This is a genomic window from Micromonospora sp. NPDC050200 (assembly GCF_040656135.1).
Classification (GTDB): Bacteria; Actinomycetota; Actinomycetes; order Mycobacteriales; family Micromonosporaceae; genus Micromonospora.
The window spans coordinates 1-19,141 of sequence record NZ_JBFALG010000089.1 but is presented as its reverse complement, the minus strand read 5'-3'; the positions used below and the strand labels follow the sequence as shown (position 1 = coordinate 19,141).

22 protein-coding genes and 2 pseudogenes are annotated in these 19,141 nt (G+C 70.4%); 6 read left to right on the top strand and 18 right to left on the bottom strand.

Translation table 11 applies throughout. The features are described 5' to 3' along the window. The 3 genes and pseudogenes from AB0I41_RS32260 to AB0I41_RS32250 form a co-directional block, all read left to right on the top strand. The coding region (locus AB0I41_RS32260; protein WP_357114585.1) for a BTAD domain-containing putative transcriptional regulator at positions 1-787 on the top strand (787 nt) is incomplete at its 5' end. Between the two features lie 41 nt (positions 788-828). Continuing rightward, positions 829-1,008: pseudogene (locus tag AB0I41_RS32255) on the top strand (hypothetical protein); the annotation flags it as partial. 113 nt (positions 1,009-1,121) lie between these two features. After that, positions 1,122-1,640 carry a hypothetical protein gene (locus tag AB0I41_RS32250; RefSeq protein WP_357114583.1) on the top strand — a complete coding sequence of 173 codons (519 nt, stop codon included), beginning with the start codon at positions 1,122-1,124 and terminating at the stop codon, positions 1,638-1,640. Between the two features lie 288 nt (positions 1,641-1,928). On the opposite strand, the gene AB0I41_RS32245 is transcribed toward AB0I41_RS32250, so the two are convergent. The 4 genes from AB0I41_RS32245 to AB0I41_RS32230 form a co-directional block, all read right to left on the bottom strand. Further along, positions 1,929-2,561, bottom strand: coding sequence for a hypothetical protein (locus AB0I41_RS32245; protein ID WP_357114581.1), 633 nt, complete (start codon positions 2,559-2,561; stop codon positions 1,929-1,931). A 179-nt stretch (positions 2,562-2,740) separates the two neighbouring features. Continuing rightward, entirely contained in the window at positions 2,741-3,373 is a 633-nt protein-coding gene (locus AB0I41_RS32240; RefSeq protein ID WP_357114579.1) for a HEAT repeat domain-containing protein, read from the bottom strand. A gap of 152 nt (positions 3,374-3,525) precedes the next feature. After that, entirely contained in the window at positions 3,526-4,284 is a 759-nt protein-coding gene (locus AB0I41_RS32235; RefSeq protein WP_357114577.1) for an SUMF1/EgtB/PvdO family nonheme iron enzyme, read from the bottom strand. Between the two features lie 162 nt (positions 4,285-4,446). Further along, on the bottom strand, positions 4,447-5,160 hold the full coding sequence (locus AB0I41_RS32230) for a hypothetical protein (RefSeq protein ID WP_357114575.1): 714 nt from the start codon (positions 5,158-5,160) through the stop codon (positions 4,447-4,449). Positions 5,161-5,446: 286 nt separating this feature from the next. On the opposite strand from AB0I41_RS32230, the gene AB0I41_RS32225 reads away from it, so the two are divergent. Next, positions 5,447-5,932 carry a YcxB family protein gene (locus AB0I41_RS32225; protein WP_357114573.1) on the top strand — a complete coding sequence of 162 codons (486 nt, stop codon included), beginning with the start codon at positions 5,447-5,449 and terminating at the stop codon, positions 5,930-5,932. 102 nt (positions 5,933-6,034) lie between these two features. Here AB0I41_RS32225 and AB0I41_RS32220 read toward each other — a convergent pair whose 3' ends face one another. Continuing rightward, entirely contained in the window at positions 6,035-6,775 is a 741-nt protein-coding gene (locus tag AB0I41_RS32220; protein ID WP_357114571.1) for an SUKH-4 family immunity protein, read from the bottom strand. Between the two features lie 356 nt (positions 6,776-7,131). Here AB0I41_RS32220 and AB0I41_RS32215 point away from each other — a divergent pair, with 356 nt between their 5' ends. Both AB0I41_RS32215 and AB0I41_RS32210 read left to right on the top strand, forming a co-directional pair. After that, positions 7,132-8,115 (top strand): serine hydrolase, encoded by a 984-nt coding sequence (locus AB0I41_RS32215; protein WP_357114569.1) that lies wholly within the window; start codon positions 7,132-7,134, stop codon positions 8,113-8,115. 264 nt (positions 8,116-8,379) lie between these two features. Then, positions 8,380-8,793, top strand: a complete 414-nt coding sequence (locus AB0I41_RS32210; protein WP_357114567.1) for a DUF6228 family protein — start codon at positions 8,380-8,382, stop codon at positions 8,791-8,793. 105 nt (positions 8,794-8,898) lie between these two features. Here AB0I41_RS32210 and AB0I41_RS32205 read toward each other — a convergent pair whose 3' ends face one another. The 13 genes and pseudogenes from AB0I41_RS32205 to AB0I41_RS32145 form a co-directional block, all read right to left on the bottom strand. Next, a complete protein-coding gene (locus AB0I41_RS32205) occupies positions 8,899-10,137 on the bottom strand; it encodes a hypothetical protein (RefSeq protein WP_357114565.1) in 1,239 nt (412 codons plus the stop codon). A gap of 297 nt (positions 10,138-10,434) precedes the next feature. After that, positions 10,435-10,887, bottom strand: coding sequence for a DUF4262 domain-containing protein (locus tag AB0I41_RS32200; protein WP_357114587.1), 453 nt, complete (start codon positions 10,885-10,887; stop codon positions 10,435-10,437). A gap of 5 nt (positions 10,888-10,892) precedes the next feature. Further along, complete coding sequence (locus AB0I41_RS32195) at positions 10,893-11,279, bottom strand: hypothetical protein (RefSeq protein ID WP_357114564.1); 387 nt, start codon at positions 11,277-11,279, stop codon at positions 10,893-10,895. A 205-nt stretch (positions 11,280-11,484) separates the two neighbouring features. Next, the gene (locus AB0I41_RS32190; protein WP_357114562.1) at positions 11,485-11,814 is read right to left on the bottom strand and encodes a hypothetical protein; all 330 of its coding nucleotides are present in this window, start codon (positions 11,812-11,814) and stop codon (positions 11,485-11,487) included. A gap of 191 nt (positions 11,815-12,005) precedes the next feature. Then, positions 12,006-12,251 carry a hypothetical protein gene (locus AB0I41_RS32185; RefSeq protein WP_357114560.1) on the bottom strand — a complete coding sequence of 82 codons (246 nt, stop codon included), beginning with the start codon at positions 12,249-12,251 and terminating at the stop codon, positions 12,006-12,008. Between the two features lie 152 nt (positions 12,252-12,403). After that, positions 12,404-12,817, bottom strand: a complete 414-nt coding sequence (locus AB0I41_RS32180; RefSeq protein ID WP_357114558.1) for a hypothetical protein — start codon at positions 12,815-12,817, stop codon at positions 12,404-12,406. 47 nt (positions 12,818-12,864) lie between these two features. Then, positions 12,865-13,395, bottom strand: coding sequence for a hypothetical protein (locus AB0I41_RS32175; protein WP_357114556.1), 531 nt, complete (start codon positions 13,393-13,395; stop codon positions 12,865-12,867). A 42-nt stretch (positions 13,396-13,437) separates the two neighbouring features. Next, complete coding sequence (locus AB0I41_RS32170) at positions 13,438-13,857, bottom strand: hypothetical protein (RefSeq protein WP_357114554.1); 420 nt, start codon at positions 13,855-13,857, stop codon at positions 13,438-13,440. Next, entirely contained in the window at positions 13,850-14,878 is a 1,029-nt protein-coding gene (locus AB0I41_RS32165; protein WP_357114551.1) for a DUF4192 domain-containing protein, read from the bottom strand. The genes AB0I41_RS32170 and AB0I41_RS32165 overlap by 8 nt, the downstream gene beginning before the upstream one ends. Positions 14,879-15,085: 207 nt before the next feature. Further along, positions 15,086-16,684 carry a VWA domain-containing protein gene (locus AB0I41_RS32160; protein WP_357114549.1) on the bottom strand — a complete coding sequence of 533 codons (1,599 nt, stop codon included), beginning with the start codon at positions 16,682-16,684 and terminating at the stop codon, positions 15,086-15,088. 17 nt (positions 16,685-16,701) lie between these two features. Further along, a complete protein-coding gene (locus AB0I41_RS32155) occupies positions 16,702-17,820 on the bottom strand; it encodes an AAA family ATPase (RefSeq protein ID WP_357114547.1) in 1,119 nt (372 codons plus the stop codon). A 256-nt stretch (positions 17,821-18,076) separates the two neighbouring features. After that, complete coding sequence (locus tag AB0I41_RS32150; protein ID WP_357114545.1) at positions 18,077-18,379, bottom strand: hypothetical protein; 303 nt, start codon at positions 18,377-18,379, stop codon at positions 18,077-18,079. Positions 18,380-18,423: 44 nt separating this feature from the next. Further along, positions 18,424-19,141 (bottom strand): annotated as a pseudogene (locus AB0I41_RS32145) (DUF4314 domain-containing protein); the annotation flags it as partial.

Below are 19,141 nucleotides of genomic sequence, written 5' to 3'. Positions count from 1 at the left end.
CCGCGACCTCGGGCGGCGGCCGGTGCGGGTGCGGGTATTGGGCTCGCCCGGCGTCGTCGGCGGCGACCCGAAGCGCACTCCTCGCGCGAAGTCCATGGAACTGCTGGTGTATCTGGCGGTCCACGACGGGGCAGCGTCGGTCGAGGCGATCCTCGATGATCTGCTGCCCGACGCACCGACCAGCAAGGCGGCCGGCCGGCTCTACACCTACGTCTCCGGGCTGCGCGCCGTCCTGCGGCACAGCGGCGGCCCCGGCACCTACGTCACCCATCCCGACCACCGCTACGTGCTGCACCGCGATGCCCTGGATGTGGACTTGTGGCGGATGCGGGCGGCGATCCGCGAGGCCGGGCAGGCCACCGACCCCCACGCTCGCTGCGCTGCGCTGCGTCGCGCCGTGGACGCCTACCAGGGGTCCCTCGCCGAGGGCTGCGACTACGAATGGGTCGAGTCCTACCGCGAAACGGTCCGCCAGGAAGCCCTCGACGCCCACCTCGCCCTCGCCGCCGCCCTGGCCGGTGAACCGGCGCAGCAGATCACCGTGCTCGACGCGGCCATCGCCCAGCACCCGCACCACGAGGCCCTCTACCAGCAGGCGATGCGCGCCCGGGCTGAGCTGGGGCACCTCGACGCGATCCGCGCCCTGCGCCGCAGGCTGACCCGTGCCCTCGCCGAGATCGACGCCGAGCCCGACGACGACACCCTGGCCTTGTCCGATCGGCTCGTCGCCCAGGTCAAACGCGCCCCGAAGCCCGCGCCCCGCGTTGACGGCGAAACCCCGACATGACTACCACCGCTGTGCCGGTAACCATCACGCAGACCACGGAGGTGGACCTGCGCCAGTTGCGGCGCCTGCGGTGGTTGGTGAGGGCCGTGCTCGTCCTCGGCGTCGCCGCGTCGATCGCCGCGAACGTGCTGCACGCCCGACCGAACCTGATCAGTCAGGTCATCTCGGCGTGGCCTCCGCTGGCGCTGATGCTCACCGTCGAGCTGATCTCCCGCGTCCCCACCCCAGATCCGCACCGCGAGCCGCGAGCGGTCACGTAACCCTGCGTAGCACGCGGATCGCCAGATCCGGATATCGACTGGTGTTTCGAGCGGTCGATGAGTCATGGTGAGGCGTGATCACCCTCCAGCGGGTTCGTGTGCGATGGAGCGCGGCCGGGCGCGGGTCGCCGCAGGCGAGTGTTCGCCGTGCTTTGGACCGCCCGGTCGTGTTGCCCGCGGCGTTGCCGGCAGGCGACGTGGTCATCCATGAAGTGCTGGTCGATGAGGCGGTCGGCTACATGCGCCACGACGAGGTACGCGTTGGCAGCTCCGAACTGGCCCGTGACTGCGGCTTGTGGCTCACCCTCAGCGATGCGGCGATGCTCGTCGAGCGGTTGCCGGGCAGGGCGGCATTCCCGCGTCAGCGTGGACCTGCCCGCTTGTTCACGCTCGCACCGGGGCAGGTCGGCCGGTATCGAGCCAACTTCCGGTTCACCGGCTGCGCCTGTAACCCCAGCTGGTTCTACGAGGACTGGGTGGTACACGTCAGCAACGGCCAGGTCGAGCCTGAACAGTTCATCCACGGAGAACCGGACCGCGACGTCGACGACCGCGTGCACCTCTACGGCGGAACGACACGGCCAGGAGGCTAAGAGTCATCACCAACGGGCCCGACTGACGCCTGACAGCGGCATGACCGGATGTCAAGATCGGTCGAGGACCGCAGTTCAGTCAGGCCGCACCGCACGTGGGGCCGGGCTTGTAGGGCTGATGAACGCCGCGTCCTGCCCGCTTATCGGTCCCGACAGTGGTGGTCACTGGAGTCGTAGAGGACGAGGAAGCCCCGGCGGGTTGGTGAAGGCTGATCCCGAGCAGGTGTACGAGCGCCTGCCTGCCGGGTGGAGCGCAATGCAGTCCTGTGACCGCGATGGGTGTGGGTCTCAGTCGATGGTGCCTTCGATTTTGTCGGTCAGGTCGAGGATGTCAGGGACGGCGTCCAACACGGTGACCTCGACCAAGGCGCCATCGCGGCCGTACCGGCGGCTGTACTCGGCGTAGGGGTAGTCGGCGATCGGCAGCCAGGATCGATGCCCCCGCATGGGGTGGTTCTTCTGCGTCACGGCCCCGGAGTTGAGCCGGCAGAGTTCGATTCGTGGGCCGTGTCGCTCGACGAGGGCGCGGGTGTCGACGTGCAGGACCACCTGGTCCTCGGTGCGGTACTCCTTCGCTTGACGCAGCCGGTCCAGCCGCTCAGCGCTGGCCCAGAAGAAGACCCGGGAGTTGATGGCCGCGAGGTACTCGGTCAGCGAGGAGTTTGGATCAATCTTCTCCGCGACGAATTTCATCGGCTTCTGATCGCGGATCACGGCAGGCGGCAGGCCGGGCGCGCGCAGAACGGTGGACTGCTTGCGAGGGGCGCTCAGGAGTCGGTCACGCTCGGCGGCGTCGAGGTCGAACAAGTCGATCAGTTGCTGTGTGGACAGGAGGCCGTGTCGTTGCACCGATGGCCACGCGGTCGCCGACATCGTGTGGAAGACCTGCGGATGGCGCGCGATCAGTTCCTCGACGTCCATGACGGTCATCATGCCGGACGTCCGCGACTATGGGCCATCAGGGAAGCGATGTCCTCCCATCACCTGGTCGACAGGCGGCCTGCAGCGCTGGCGCTCCCCGGCGCTACGCCTACGCCTGTCGAGATAACAGCCACCCTCCATAGTGACCGGATTGCGGCATGTGCGGATGCCCGCGGATGTCACCGGCCCGATGCTTCGTTGATGCCGTACCGCACCATGACGTGCAGTTCCTCGGCGAGTAGATCCCTGACAAGGCTACGATCCGCGGACGCTGCTAAGGAGCGGCCGATCTCGTCTCCCGCCACATCGGCCAGATCCTCATCGCGTGCGGCGCGCCGCAACGCGTCCAACGCGCGCGGGTCGTTCCAGTTCGCGAGGTCGACCGCGGCCTGGCACCGGAAATCCGGGTCCTCCGACTGGTCCAGCAGCACCGCGCGCAAGCGCTCGGCGCGCCAGTCCCACTGCGGTTGCGCGGCCGCCTGCAAACCGTCGCGCAGTTCCCGGGGCGGCCGGTATCCGTGTTCTTCAACGTAATGCAGGATCATCATCGGTGCGGCGTAGATCTCCCCGTCGGGCAGGTAGTAGCGATACTCGCCGTTACCCTCAAAGGCTCCGCAGAAGTCGCAGTCGTGCCAGCCGAGCGTGCGGCTGGCGAGCCGCCGGGAGGCGGCCCTGAGCCGTTCCAGCTCGGCGCCGGTCATCGGCGCAATGCCGATGCCCTGGACCCCGTAATGGCGCCCCAGCCACCCGACGGCCCGCATCGGCAGCGGAAAGCCGAGGTAGTCGTACGGCGACAGGTCAAAGTACTCCATGCCACGATCATCCGGCATGCACAAACCGGGACCGACCCTCCCGGCCGGTTCGGGCATAGGGACAGCTGCACGTGACGGTGACTCAACGCCTGGCGCGCCACGTCCGCAGTGAGCGGACGTTGCGGTGTATCCGTCTCGTCCGGCGGCTCTGGCTAATTCCGGGGTGGCAGTGGTGCGACCGGGCGGACTGCGGTGAACTGAGCGTGCTCATACCGGGTGGCGGCGAGCAGCAGCAGCCATTCGTCGCAGCCCTGCCACGGGTAGGCGTCGGCGGCACCACCGCGTACCGCCCTGGGACCGTCACCGGTGCGTGGGCGGGCATCCGCCGGGGCGCCCACGAAACCGGGAATCCACACGTCGGCGCAGATTTCGTTCGCCGAGCCCATGGCGGCCAGGCCGAACGCGTTCTCAGCGGCGGCTGTCCGCTGCTCATCGCCGAAGTCGTCGAGCAGTTGGTCCTCGCCGGGTTTCCCGTCGCCGCGGAAGGTCAAGGTGGTGGTGCCGGCTCGGGTTGCGTACTCCCACTCGGCCTCGCTGGGTAACCGGAACGGCAGCGCCTCAAGCAGGTCGTCTAGGTCATCCTCGAGCCGGGCCGTGCCGGAGTCCGCGTCGGCGTAGTCGTCCTCGTACTCGGGCAACCAGTGTTGAACCTGCGCGACCGTCAACGGGTGCCGGGCGACCAGGAACGGTTCGACCCGCACCTCGCGTACCGGCTGGGCATCCCCGGCACCGGCGAAGAACGGCTCAAGACTGTCCTCGGCTCCTCCACTGCGCTCGATTGCGCGTACCGCCGCCAGTTCCGCCTCGGACAGACCCATGCGGAAGGTCCCGCCCGGCACCTCCCGAAAGACCACGCCGGATGGGATATGCCGAAAGGCCGGCCGCCCGGCCACGATCTCCTCGGCCCACATGGCGAGGAACGTTAGCAGCCCGGGCGCCACCAACCGCACGGTCTGGGATGAGTACGAGCAGGCATGCCGCATCGGCAGGACCCCGCGTCAAACGGCACAACGCCCGTCACTCAAGGTGACGCCCGGTCGGCGGCAGATCCGGATGGCGTCGACCGGTCGCGGTCATCGCTCGGGCACGACCTGGATCTCCACTCGATGCCGGAGGTAGTCGTCGTTTGAGGTGCGAGCGATCTGCACGGCCTGAGCAACTTGGTCGCGCAATTGGTTGGGGTACATCTGTGGGTCCAGGGTGAGGCCTGGCAGTATGCATCGGCGCAGGTCCAGGTCGTCGTCGGCCAGGAAGCGGCGTAGTGCGGTAAGGCGGTACCGCTCGCGCAGGTCGCTGACCGCCTCGTATTCGGCGGCGCTTTCCGGGGTCATGGTCGTCGTTCCCGGGAGGTACCTGACTCCTATCGAGGTCCAGTACCAGGCGCGTGCCGCGCCTGCCGCGTCGGCGGGGGCACCGGTGTCGAGATAGTCAAGCAGCGCAACCTGGACGCGACGGCGGCCGAACGCGGCGATGGCGGGTTCGACCAGTTGCCGGTTGAAGCTCGGATCCGGCTCGTACACTGCGGCTCGGATCAGCGGTTCGAACCATTCGTCGGGCATGCCGCGAGCACCGGTCGGGTGCTTGGCCCGGCGTGCGACGGTCTCACCGATCATCCGCCGGGCACGATGACGCCAGAACAGACCGTCGTCGGGCTCGTCGACGTCCGGGGGTTCGGCGCCGACGAGGTCGAGGAGTGCCTGTAGCGAGGCGTGATAGACCGCCGAGCGATCAACCGTACGCCCAGGTAACGGCTGGAACGTAGCGGGCGTCTCGTTCGTCGATGCCATGGGCGACCATGGTAGCCGGCGCTCCTCAGCCCGACCTCGCTCAGGTTTCCCAGCTCTTGGCCAGCTGATTGCCGTGACGCAGAGCGACGCTCGGAAGGCGGCAGATCCGGATACTGAGTCGCTGCAGCAGGGACATGACGGGCAGAGGGCCTCATGGGCGCGGTGTCGATAGCTGTCTGACTTGGAGGAACCTATCTTCACTCGGCAGGTTCCGACGCTTCGGGAGGCTATCGCTGTCACCTCGGCGAAGCGCGACTTGCGGCGATGCCGTGCGATACTGCGGCGCGTGCACGCGACCGGGAAAGTGCAGATAACGTACGGCCTGCTGCGGCGGATGAGTCAAGACGCACAGGGCCGCTGGCAACGCGTCATGCGGGCGCTCCTGCTCATCCTCGCGGCGCTGGTTGTGCTGCTGGCCACGCTGCTCGCGACGCTGACCGGGTTCAACGGCCGGCTGCTCTACCTCGTGCTGGTGTTGTGCGCCGCGTTCGCCGTGACAGAGATCCTTCCGGCACTGAGTTGGTTGTTGCAGCGCCGCCTCTTCGTCGAGCCGTTCCAGTACGAGGTTAGTACGTCGGGCATCGACATCCAGACCGCGAGTAGCCGGACCCAGATCGACTGGTCCGGCATCACCCGGATTCGGCGGCGACGCCACACCTGGCTGCTGAAGTACGGCATGAGCCAGATCCCGGTGCCGCGGGCGGCGTTCTCGCCCGAGGATCAACGGATCGTGGATGACTTCATCGTTAGGCGCCCCGAGTTCGCCGGGTGACCGTCCCCGAATGCGACCAGCCCGACCGCTCGGCTACCTTCAGTAACCCGCGCAGTGCATCCGTAAGGCGCGGATTGCGGCAGAAGAGGACGTCTGCGTCGATCAGTAGAGCCACCGGTCGAGCACTGCGGGCCAGAAGTGGGTTCGATGGTCGCCGTCCCCGAACGCGGGCGGGTCAAGAGCCCTAATCCGCTCCAACAGGTCGGCGAGCTCCGCGAGTGCTTCCTCTTCGGCCTGTCCGTCATCGTCCCAGCGCCCGATGACGGTCGAGCTGGTCAGCCAGCTACCGACCAAGTGCAGCGAACACAGCCAGTGGTTGATCGTCGAGTTGACGATCCTCGTGCTGCCGTTCAACGGCCATACCTGCAGCACCTCACCGGTCCCCGGCGCGGCGCCGTACACGTAGGCCAGGTCGGGTACATCGTCGTCGAAGGCCAACTGGTACATCGTCGGCTCTGCGTGAAATGACACCGCACCCACGAGGTCATCGATCAGCGGTACGCCGCTTGAGACCAGCGCGGCCTTCTGCAGCTCGGGAAGCCGCCACGTTGCCACGTCCAGCACGGCGGCACGCACCACCCGCCCAGCACCGGCCCAGGCCGTGACCGCTTCGAACGCGGGAGGCACCGGAAGATCCTCAACGGGCACGCCAATGAGGGTAGTCCCTGAACTCTTCAGCACCGAGTCGGTGACCGCCGAGACTGTGTCCGCCGACAGGTCGGTGCAGTAGACGCGGTCCAGGTCCGATAGAAGGACTTGCGGGCCAGAATCAGCGACGGCACCAACCTGGCAGCGCTGCACATCGACAGCGGCTACAGTAGCGCGCTCACCGCGCCCGCTCATCGAATGACGGTGCGCAACGGCCGAGCAGCCAACCGCCCGATCAGCGGCAGATGCGGATGCGCGGCGGCGCTCGCGCTGGACGTGGCGGTTGTGCTGCTCGTGCTCGGCGCCACCCCGCGCACCCGTCGACAGCGACCTCATCGAAGGTCTTGTACGCAAAATGGTCCGGTAAGTTCTGGACGTCGACGTCGAAGCTCTACGCCAGGAGGTGGCCGTCTCTCACGAACGAATTCTGGCTGCGGCGGGCAGCTGCGGCGGGCGGGCTCGTCCCTTCCACCCGGGCCGCTCCAAAAGAGATATTCCGGTATAACGAGCATGCTGTTCCGTCGGCCGAAATCGCCCCCCCCGGAGTGCCCATGACGACGCAGTTGCGGGACCGTCTCGACGAAATACTGCAAGCTGGCCAGGTCGGCGGTCTGCACGCCGTCGCGGCGGTTCGCGGTGGTCAAACCGTGCTGGAGTACTACAGGGCCGGCGAGGACTTCGCCTGGGGCGACTCGCTGGGCGTCGTCCAGTTCGGGCCCGAGACGCTGCACGACATCCGGTCCGTCACCAAGAGCGTGACCGTCCTGTTGTACGGCATCGCGCTCGGCGACGGGCTTGTCCCGCCGCCGGCGGAGCCCCTCCTGCAGCGGTTCCCGCAATACCCCGACCTGGCGACCGACCCCCGGCGTGGGCTCACCGTCGAGCACGCACTGACAATGTCCTTGGGCGTGGAATGGCGCGAAGATCTCCCGTACAACAGCCCGGCCAACGCCGAGATCGCGATGGAGTTGGCGCCGGACCGATACCGGTACATCCTGGAGCGGCCGATCCTTGAGCCGCCCGGCACCCGATGGACCTACTGCGGCGGTGCCACGGCTCTGCTCGGCCGACTGATCGCCGACGGCACCGGGCAGTCGCTGCCGCAGTACGCGCAGGCCGTGCTGTTCGCGCCGCTGGGCATCGGCAGCTTCGAGTGGATGACCGGCGCGGACGGAGTGGCCTCCGCCGCTTCCGGGCTGCGACTCGCGCCCCGCGACCTGGCCAGGCTCGGCGAGCTGGTGCTGGCCCAGGGAACCTGGGACGGTCAGCCGATCGTCCCCACCGACTGGATCCGCACGATGCTCCAGCCACGCCTGCAGACCAGATGGGGCGCGCAGTACGGCTACCAGTGGTACATCGAATCCATCGAGGGCCATCGGCTGGTGGCCGGCATGGGCAACGGCGGCCAGCGCCTGTTCGTCCTGCCCGACCTGGACCTCACCGCGGCCATCACCGCCGGCAACTACGACGACCCCGACCAGTGGCGGACCCCGCTCACGGTGCTTGAACGGGTCATCCTCCCCGCAATGGCTTGACGGCACCGCGCCCACCGGTCAGCCCTTCGGCAGGGCACACATCCGGGCCCGACGTCACCTCCCGCATGCTGTTGGGACAGTTTCTTCCTTCGCCGGAAAGGCACCCGCGGCACGGCAGCCGATCGACATCCGGGCATCGGCGAAGCAGGATGCTCACGCCTACGAACGCCAGTTACGGCGGTGACGAACGATCCAACGACGGGCGCGCACGCACGGCGGCATGTCCGGACGCCTCCCGCCTAGCGGTGCGCGATCATGAGGACCATGCCGTCCGTGCGTATCGGGTCTGACCACGAGTTCCTGCTGCTCGTCGCTGATGACTCGGCGGAGGGTGCACCACAGCAACTGGCCGCCGAGCTGCGTCTTGATGGTCTCTCGGCGGCCGTGCAAGTCTGCTGCCACTATGCGACCGGCTTTGAAGACCTGGCCGACTTCTTTCAGCGGTTGGCCGACGAATGGCTTGGCTGGGCAGGCGCTCGGACTTGGGAGTCGCTCGAGCACGAGCTAGAGCTTGAGGCTCGGCACGAGTACGGTCACGTGCAACTGCGGGTCACGATGCGGCGGGAGGGCCCCGGTTGGGGGAATCTCGGATGGTCGGTGACCGGCGACCTGACCATCGAACCGGGTGAGCAACTAAGCGCGATCGCGAGGGATATGAGGGTCGTGGCCTTTGGTTGACGGCGTTCGAAGATCCCGGTTCGCTTGCCCGCCCATCGACCTGACCCCGCGCGGATCGCGGCAGATTCGCGGACTGTGCTGGCCGAGGCACGGTACCTGACGGGGTCAGTTCGGGCCTCGCTGGTTGACGACCGGAAAGGCCCGCCGCACTTCCGCCAGGAACTCGGCCCGCCGAGCGGCGTAGGTGGTGACCGCCGCCCACAGCGCCTCCAACGCAGCCTGCAGCGGATCCGACTCGCCAGCGGCCATCAGGGCCGGCAGCGCCATCGCGACCGGGTCCACCGGAGCGTCGAGAACTGTGCGGAGCGGATCGGCCGGGCCCCGACCCGCCGGTCGGAGCGAGACCAAGGAGAACGTGACGGCCGGTTCGCCCAGGATCCGCGTCAGCAGCGCTGCCGTGTCAGCGAACTCGGCGGGTAGCGGCACCCCCTGATCCAGCGCCGCCCACGCCGGCGCCATCCAGTCGAGGTTCGCAATGCCGGCGACGGAGAACGCTTGCCGCGCCGCCCAGATCGCGATCCGCCGCTGGATGACTGCGTCGGCCCCGGCCACCCCGTTGACCAGGTCTCGGTCCAGCAAGGCGATGCCATAAATGTTGCCGCGGACCCGCCGGAGCCGCTCACTCGGCGGGCGCCCGCCCCAGCGCCGCAGCTCATCCCGCCTTCGGTACTCCTGGTCGCGGCGTTCCCGCTCCAACCGCTTGAGCATCTCAGCCTCGACCTGCTCCCACAGTGTCGGCGGGGGCGGCAACGCGCAGGCCCAGGCGTGCCAGTAGGCGGCGGCGCCGCTGGTCTGGCGCAGGATCGCGTCGGTGCGCGTGACGCCGTCACCCGGGCCGCCGCCCGTTATGCCCTCCGGCCACAAGCACAGCAGGTAGCGGTCCGGCCGACGATCCATGTAGGTGTAGTCGCCCTCGTCAAGCTCGTCAGGGTCGAGCCCGCCGAACGGGTCGCGCCCCTCGTCCATGCCGACGGCGCAGTACCGCACGCGGTAGACCGGCAGCCGGCCGGTGTCCTGCCCTACGGGGGTCAGCGGCAGCCGGGCGAGTGACCCGTCGCCCCACGGAACCAGGTCGACCACCGCGGCCCTCGGCAAAAAAGACACCTCCACCACCTCCTCCCAATCCTCCGCTGCGGCCGACGGCTCAACGTCGTGCAACTCGATCGTGAACCGGACCCGCCCAGAGTGCGTGCCGGTCATCAGGAACAGCGCGCCCGGCTGACCGCCCCCGCAGAGGCCGTTCGCTTGCCCAGCGAACGCCCCGCCCATGTCTGGCAGCTCACGACTCGTCACGTAGATCTGCCCGTAGGCGACCGGAGCCTCGCCGTCGAAGAGAACCCGCATTGGCCGATCCTGTCATCGACCGGCGGGCGCCCGCTGTCCCCACGATGCGGCGACCACGTCGGCGACCATTCGAATCGGCCGCCGCCGGGCGCCCAGTCCACCGCAGATTCACGGCATCCGCTCATCGGCAGAAGCGTGCAGCTCCTAGTGGCAGCGCCGACGACCTTAACCGTCACACACCGTTACTCAACGCGGGCATGATCAGCATTAGGTGGGGCCAGTTATGGCCGTCCTCGTGGAGCCCGCTGCGTCCGTCATAGCCACGGCCAGAGAAGGCCAGCAGCGGCGGTGATGTTGCTACGGGCGGCCGATGACCGGCTGCACGTCGGGGCTGTAGGCGTAGTCGTCGTCCCAGGGGAAGCGGCCACGCTGGTCGGGCCAGACGACCTGTTGCAGGCGGACCCGCTCGTCGCCGTAGCGGGCGAAGGCGGCACCCGGGTGCAGCGCGTCGACGGCGGCGCCGTCGACGATCACGGCGTCGTAGCCGGCGATGAGGTCGCTGACGCGCTGGCCGTGCCCGAACCGCTCGGCGCGGTCGTAGACGCGGCCGGCGAGGTCGTTGAGCAGGGCCTGCGACGTAGCGGGGTCGAGCCCGGCGATGAGCAACTCCGGGCGGTCGTGGGCGGTGAGGCCGACGGTGTAGGCGAACGGCACCTCGTGGTCGGGGTCGCCGTCTGACGGGTGGACCAGGGTGACCGACCAGCCGACCCGGTCGATCATCTCGCTCTGGCGGCGCCAGAAGTCCTCCATGCCGGTCACGGGTCAACTCCCTCGGGCGGTGCGCCGTCGAGCGGGGGTGGCTGCGGCGGGTCGACCTCGACGAAGCCGAAGAGCAGTTCGATGAGCTGCAGCGCCTGGGTCCGGTAGCGGTCGGCGAAGCCCCGGCAGATCGCCGGCCTGGCCTCGGGATACAGGTAGTGCGGCAGCGTTGAGTGGCAGATGATGAAGGATTCCCTGGTTCGGGCTTCGGTGACGAGGTCACGCAGTTGGCCGGGGGCCAGGTGCATCTTGTTGCCGGGGGCGAACACGCAGGTGTCGCACTGCCGCGACAGCAGCCGTGATTTGCCGAGGGTGGGGTCACCGACGCTGAGGTGCGCGTCGGTGGTGTCGACGGGCTGGTCGGGGTGGTGCACGGGTTCCACGATGTGTCCTCCTGAATGCGGGTAGGGGGACGCCGCCGGACGGCGACGTCACCTTGGTAAAGGGGTGGGCCAGAGGGCGGTCGCGTCTGGCGGCGGGAGGCCGGGACTGGAAAGACCAGGTGCGGGTTGCGGCGTCTGCGCGGGACGGGCCACTGATGCGCGGCGCGGGGAGAGGCATTGCGCAGATGCGGATCTGCGGCGGAGGTCAGGCGGCCCGCGGTGATGGCACCGCCCGCCGCGTCGACTGCGGCCGGGTGGGCCGGAACCAGCCGGCGAACCGTGTCGCCGTGGTGGCGGGGGCTGTGACCCTTGCCTGGCCTCGTGCGGGCAGCCCGGGCCGGGTCGCGGTCTGGCGGGCGCGGTGGGCGTCGCGTGCCGGCGGGCATGGATACGCCTCGCCGGTGCAGCGCAGGTTCGCGCAGCGGCCGGGCCGATCGTGGTCGGGGAGATGGGCGGCGGCGACGTCGGTGGCGAGCAGCCACAGCAGGACGTCGGTGACGGTGCGGGGGATGGCTCGGCGGTGCGGCGGCGTCATCACGTGTTGCCCTTCGCAGGCGGTGTCAGTTGTGGTGGCCGCCACCCTGGCCAGCGGTGTGGGGATGCCGCTGTCGGGTTCGCCGGGGTGGCGACCGTGTGCAGTGACGCTCGACTTTGCGCATAGATCAAGTCGCCGCCCCGTCCTCTGCTGAGGTCAAGGCGCTCGCCTGGCCGGTTGGTGCGGAGGAGTTAGTCGTCGCGGTGGATGAGGAAGCAGTCCGGCGCTGCGGGGTCGTCGTGGCGGTAGTCATCGAGGCGGCTGTCGTAGTGGGCGGGTTGGCCGCAGTGCCGGCAGCGCATCGGCGCGGCCGTGTGGAGGTCCTCGCCGTCGGGGCTCTGGGTGGTGGTGTGGTCGTGCGTGGCGAAGGTGCACGCCTCGTGGGTGCAGAACGTGCGGCCGGGTGCGCGGAGCCGGGCGACGACCAGGCCCTGCACAGCAATGGTGAGGTTGATGCTGGCCTGGGTGCCGTCGTAAGGGACCTCGGCGGATATCAGGTAGTCGTTGGCGTCGACGTAGCGGTGCAGGTCGGCAAAGGAGCCGATTCCGTGCGGTACGGCCCCTTCGGTGATGTCCTCGTCAATGGCCGTCAGGATGCGGTCGGCGAAGTGGCGTACCTGGCGGGTGGGGTCGGTCGGGGCGCTGGTGGCTGGTGGTGGGCGAGCCAGATGCGGACCAGCGTCCGCAGGTGGTGGATCTGCGCGGCGCGCTGGCCGATCAGGGTGTCGAGGCGGGGGCCGTCGGCCTGGAGGACACCGGCCGGGTTGATGCTGGGCACGGCGTCGCCGGCGCGGGCGGTGAGGTTGCGCCTGACGGCGGTGAGGTGCTCGCCGATGGTGTCGTTGAGGCGGGCAAGGTCGGCTTCGGTGGAGGCGAGCGCCTGGCAGGTGTCCACTACGGGGGCGGCGGTCAACGCCAGCGGTCCGCCGTGGTGCCTGGCAACGGCCAGGGCGTCGTCGCTGATGTCGGCGTCGGTGTACTTGCGGGCAAGTGGCAGCGTCACGGTCTTCTCTCCTTGGGGTGGACGCGGGGCAGGTGGGCGGGTGGTCGTCACTGGCCGGGGTGGAGGTGTTCGGCTGCGGTGGGGTCGAGGTCGCCCGGGCTGGCGTCGTCGTGTTCGCTGCCGTCCCACTCGAACCGAGCGTCGAGGTCGGCGCCGGTGAGGGCGGTCTCGACGGCGGCTTCGGCGGTGTCGAAGGCTTCCTCACGGCTGGTCGCGGTGACCTCGATGAGGATGGGCAGGGTAAGACGGACCTGCCAGCGGCGCGGCAGCGGCGGCAGGTCCACCGCGTGCAGGACCCGGTTGGCGGCGTCGATGTCGATGTCGTGTTCGCTGACGGCGTCGCGTAGCGCGTGCCAGACGTGGTTTCGGAACTGGGCCGACGGGTCCGCCGGCGCGGCCGCTGGCGGCAGCGGCTGCGGCATGGCGTGGTGGTCGCGCAGGTAGGCCTGGATCTGCGTGGCGGTGTGGGTGAGCCATCCCAGCGGGGCGGGCTGGGCCGGGTGGAAGGCATCCCAGGTGTTGCGCAGGACGGATTCGAGGTTTGCAGGTGGGGCAGTGGTCGCTATGGGTTCGGTCATCGGGATCTCCTCGGTCACAGGGGTCCGGCGTGGGAAGCCTGGTCAGGGCGTCGGGTCGGTGGCGCTGTGCGGCTGGTCGGCGGCGGGGTTGCTGTCGCCGGGGATCGAGATCAGAGGGATGTCGGTGCTGGCGAGGGCCTGGCAGGTGTGGCGAAGGCGGGCGGTGGCCTTGTCGCGCTCGGCGAGGGCGGTGGTGAGGGCGTCGGCGACCCGGTCGAGGCGCTCCCGCAGGGACAGCACGGTGTCGGCGCCACCGCAGGCGTGGGCGTCGCAGAGCAGGTTCGCGGCGTCGGTCAGGGCGGCGACCTGCGTGTCCGTTGTGGCGATGGCGCCTGCCGCCGACAGCAGCGCGCACACCGCGTCGGGGTGGTGCGCGCAGGCCTCGGCGAGGTGCTCCGGGGCGAGGGCGTAGCCCTGGCCGTGCAGCAGTCGGCGCGTGACGTCGAGCTGTGATTCAGGCATCGGTGTCTCCCAGAGGGGAGTGCGGGTCAGAGTTGTGGGCGAGTTGGGGCCATCCGTCGAGCACGGATGGGGGAAGCCCGGCGCGCAGGGCTTGGTCGATGAGGTGGGCGAGGGTGTAGCCGGGGTCGGCGGCTAGGGCGCGGTCGACGGCGACGGAGGCGAGGGCGCCTTCGCCGCGGCGCCAGGCGGCGAAGGCGAGCAGGCTGGCCGGTGGGGCGGCCAGCGGCGTGTGGGCGCGGCGGGTGATGTCGCTCCACAGCGCGGCGTGCCAGGGCAGTGAGTCGGTGGCCCGCCACGCGGCGTCGCGGATCATCGGCACCGTGAGCAGGACGGTGAGCCAGGCCAGTTCGTCGTCGGTGAGGACCTGTTCGTCGGCGTAGCGGGCGAACGTCGCGTGGACCGCCTCCTCGCCTGCGCGGATCAGTCCGTCGCGTCCTTGGTCGCGGATGAGGGTGCGGCGGCGTGCCCTGGCGTGGGCGGTGGCGCGGGTGACGGCGGTGCGGGCGGGTCCGGTGGTGGGGGCGATGCTGGCGACGAGCGCGGCCCGGTCGGGTAGGGCGTGGCAGCCGGCGACGATGGCGTGCATCGCAACGTCGCTGTGATGCGGGTCGAAGAGCATGCCGTCGGTGGGGCAGCAGGCGGGGTTGTCGCAGAGGTAGGAGAAGTAGCGGCCGCCTGTGACGCGCAGGGCGTCGAAGACGTCGATGCCGGCGGCGGTCAGCTGCGGGATGATGGCGTCCATGACCGGGGTGACCGTGGCGGCCGGGCCGTAGCCGACGGCGATGGCGCGGGTGGCCGCCGCGTTGGCGAGCATGCGGATCTGCGACGGTGCGATCTCGTGGGTCCAGGTGGTGATGTCGGCGGGTGCGGGGAGGTCGGTGCGGCTGGCGACGGCGACCCGGGTGCCGGCGAGGCCGACGATCACGAGGCTGTCGGTGGGGTGGAAGCCGAGCAGGTAGGGCACGGCGGTGAGCAGGTCGGCGGGTGAGGCGATCGGTAGGCGGTCGTTGGAGTGGCTCACGGTGTCTCCCGTTTCGAGGTGAGTCCCGGGCACGGCGGAGCGGCCGTGCCCGGGGTGCGCTGGGTGTGCGGTGGCCGGGCAAGCGGCCATGGCAGTGCAGAAAGGGCCCTGGCGGTCACAGGTGCGCAGGTCACCTGCGGGGTGTGTGAGAGGGCCAGGGTGAGTGCGGCCCGGGGCAGGCGGACCGAGGCCGCCAGGGCCCGTGGATTAGGCGTGTTCGAGGGCGGTGACGGCGGCGTCGGCGATGTGGCCGATGGCCTGCACCGGGTCGGTCACCTCGACGGTGGTGGTGTGGGGGAAGGTGTGCCCGGGCAGGTCGGCGGGGCGTAGCCACAGCACCGCGCACCCGGCGCGGTGCAGGGTGGTGATGAGTCGATGGGCGGGGTCGATGTCGGGCAGGTCGCCGTCAGAGACGACGGCGAGCATCCGCAGCCGGCCGGGCTGGCGCAGCTGCAACACCTGGTCGGCGAACTTCACGGCGTCGGTGAAGGTGCTGCTGCCGCCGTCCGCGTCCAGTTCCAGCACGTGGGTGGGGCGCTGCCGGGGTGGGACGAGCAGGGTGACGTCGCTGCCGAAGGCGATGGTGGCGGTGACGGCGTCGCTGCTGCGGGCGGCGTGGGCGAGGATCCACCCGGCCGACGACATCGGCGCCGCGTAGGGGTGCATCGAGTACGAGACGTCGACGATGACGGCCAGGTGCAGGGTTGGCTTCGGCGGGGGCAGCAGGGCACGTCGCTGCCAGGGTGTGGCGGTAGGTGTGGCGCCGGCGGCGATCTGCGCCTGGGCGGTGATGGCGTGCCGGGTGCGCAGCCGCCCGGGCGGGATGAGGCTCGGGCGGGTGTCGGGTTCGGGCTGGTGGGTGCGGGCGCGGCGCAGCCGGGCGGCGAGGTGGCGGGCGGCGGCGCGTTCGGCGTCGGTGGGGTCGCGCCGGGTCCAGGTCGCGGGGGCGGAGAACCGGGTGCTGGTCTGCCGTGCCCGGTATTCGGCCGGGGTGAGCCCTGCGGCGTGGGCGAGGTAGTCGGTCAGGGCCTGGGCGAGCCGGCCGGCGAACACGCCCTGGTCCGCGGTGGGTGCGTGCGGTTGGCGGTGCGGGTCGATGTCGAGGATCCGGCACCACCGCCACGCCAGGTCGAGCATGGTGTCGGCGTCGGTGTCGTCGGTGGTGTGGGCCTGCCGCCACACGTCCCGCAGTTGGAGGAGCCGTTTTCGGCCGAGGACTGTGGTGACGGCGGCGCGGACACCCTTGATGTCCTTCGCGGTGATGATGCGGGCGTCGACCCTGGCGAGGAGCAGTCCGGCGAGGTGTCCGGCGTGCCAGGGGTCGTCGACGGGGGCGTCGTCTGGGCTGATCAGGGTGGTGACGGTGTGGCGCAGCCACCGCCGGTCCCCGCGGCGGCGGGTGCGCTGCCGGTACTCGATGCGGGACTCCTCCAGCAGGTCGGCTACGGCGGCGATGACCGGTGGGGTGCCGGGCGGGGTACGCCACAAACTGTGGGTGGCGTGGGCGGCCTCGTGCACGAGCAGCCCGTAGGCGGTGGGCACCAGGCGTTTGTGGCCGGCGCGGCGGGGGTTGGCGACATCAGGGGCGCCGATGTGGGTGGCGTCGACCTCGACACGGCCGCTGTCGGGGTAGAAGCAGGCAGGCGCGCCGCCGCCCGCGCCGGGGGCGACGGTGACGGTCAGGTCGGTGCGGCCGGTCAGGATCGGGATGTGCCGGGTCCAGGCGTTGCTCCATTCCTGCCAGTCCGGGTCTGCGATGGTGGGCGCGGCCGGGCCGGGCTGCAGGTGAGTGCGGGGATGAGGCATCAGGTCTCCTTCGGGGGTTAGCGCTGCTTGCCGAGGGTCAGCGCGGTGATCTCGGTGCCGAAGTGCTGCCGCAGGGCGGCGAGGACCTGCTCCCGGTCCTCCTCGGGGGCGCGGCCGGCCAGGTTGGCGACCGCAGCGGGCAGGCCGAGGGTCTTGCGGACGCGGGCGAAGCCGAGCAGCTCACGCAGCTGCGGCGCCCAGGAGACCCGCCCGGCGGCCAGGTCGGCGTTCAGGGCGACAGCGGCCTGCACGGCGGAGGCGGGGACGCCGAGATGGCGGGCGAGGTCCCAGTCGGTGGTGACCTCGATGTGCACGTCGAACCGCGACGCGAGGGCCTCGGTCAAGATGGCGCCGTGGACGCCGGGGTTGTGGCCGGCGATGACGTAGAACCCGTCGACGGCCTCGACGCGCTCGTTGCGGTAGCCCGGGATGGTGATCACCCGCCGGCCGTCCATCGCCGGGTACAGCACGGCGAGGACCTTCGGCGCGATGAGGGTGGCGTCGTCGACCAGCAGCGCCCGGCCCTCGCGCATCGCGGTGACCAGGGGCCCGTAGACGAACTCGAAGCCGCCGTCCGGGAGGGGGATGAAGTTGCCGAGGAAGTCCTCCACGACGGTGTCGCCGGTGCCGGCGATGGTGAGCAGGTCGGGGAAGGCGGCCTCGACGAGGGCGGTCTTGCCGGTGCCGGGCGGGCCGTAGAGCAGCACCGGGATGCGCTTGTCGCGCAGCCGGCGCAGCACGTCCACGTCGGTGGCCCCGGCGAGCTTGCGCGGGAAGTACAGGTCGCCGTTGGGTCGGGTCACCGGCTGCCGCCGAATCGACCGCCCACCGTTGCCGGGCGAGCGGGGGTCCGGTGGTGGCATGGCGCCGCCGGCGTCGATGCCCGCCTGGGTGATCTGGAAGCGGTGCGGGCCGCTGTGGTGGGTGGCGTAGCCGGCGGCGGCCATCTTCTTCAACACCTCGAACACCGCGCCGGTGGAGGGGGCGGAGATGGCGGTGGTGATCTCGCCGACCTTGAGCACCTGGTCGGGGTGGGCGGCGAGGTGGGCGGCGACCAGCCGGTAGAGGTAGCCGGGCCGTCGCCCGCCACCTGCTTCGGCGGGTTCGGTGCCGGTGGGCGGGGTCGCGGCGTCCATGCGGGGTCTCCTGTCATCAGGGGATGGGGCCCGCGCAGCCGTCTCCGGGTGCGCGGGCAGACGTGGTGCGGTGTCCGCGCGGCGGAGACGGCGGTGGCGGGCTCGGCCCTGTGGCAGGGGCGGCCAGCGACCTCCGTGAGGTTTGTGCAGCAAGCAAGGCCGGCAGGGGCTGCCGGTCGGGTGTCGCCGTCCGGGTGGGCGACGACAAGGAACGCACCCGACCGGCGGATCGATCAAGTCGTTGCGGGGTTCGGGGCTATGGGCGGCGCAGGGCGATGTCGTAGCGGGGGCGGCGGGAGATGTGCACGGTCAGGCCGAACACGCTCCCGTCGGACAGTTCCACCCACACGCCGCGGTCGAGGGTCATGACTCCGGCGTCGCGGTAGACGCGGGCGGAGGTGATGGTGACCGGGGTGCCGTCGTCGTGGACGAGATGGGGTAGGTCGGCGTCGTCGCAGAGCTGGTCCAGATCAGCGGTGGTGAGCAGGCGCGTCACGAGGGCCTGCAGGATCTCCTCGTGGGCGTATCCGCCGAGGTCGTCGTCGCCGTTGTCGAGCATGGCTGGGGGTCCCTTTCCGGGTCGGGGGTTGGTGTCGGGCGGGGTTAGGCCTCGGGTGCTGGCGGTGCTGGCGGGTCGGGGATGTGGCCGGCGATGCGGTCGCAGTCGTAGGGGTGCACCGCGATCCAGGTCCAGGCGCGGCCCATCGGGGTGTACCGGCCGCCCGGATCGGGGGTGATGCGTTCGATGCCGTCCGGGTCGTCGTGTACCCGGGTCTCGTCGGCGACGAGGACGTCGCCGTCGAACCACAGGCGGGCCGTGGACTCGTCGACCATCCGCTCCAGGCGCTCGCCGGTGATGCCGTCGGCGGCGAGCTGCTGCCGGTAGCGGTCGCGGGCGGCGGACTGGTCGGCGACGATCGCCTCCGCCACCTCGCGGGTACAGGTGAACACCGCCCACCCGTTCCACGTGTCGACCAGGACGCCGGCGAACCCGACCGGGATGCGCAGATCCCCGCCGGTGTTGGGTGTCCACGCCCAGTCCCCGGCGAACACACCCGGCCCCCCGAGTCGCACCCGGTCCGGATCGACGTGGCTGAGGTCCCGGTCGTCGCCGTCGGGGTGCAGGATCATGCGGCACTGCCGGGCCACCTCGGCCTGCGCGGCGGCGTCGTACCCGTCGCACCACGCCCACCGCGCCTGGTCGCACTGCCACGCGGTCAGCTCCCCCCACCTTGGGGCGTCGGGTGCGGCGTGCTCGGCGTACCGATCCTGGTCGTCGGCGAGGATGTACCGGTCGGCGGTGGGGAGCCCGTCGAGCACC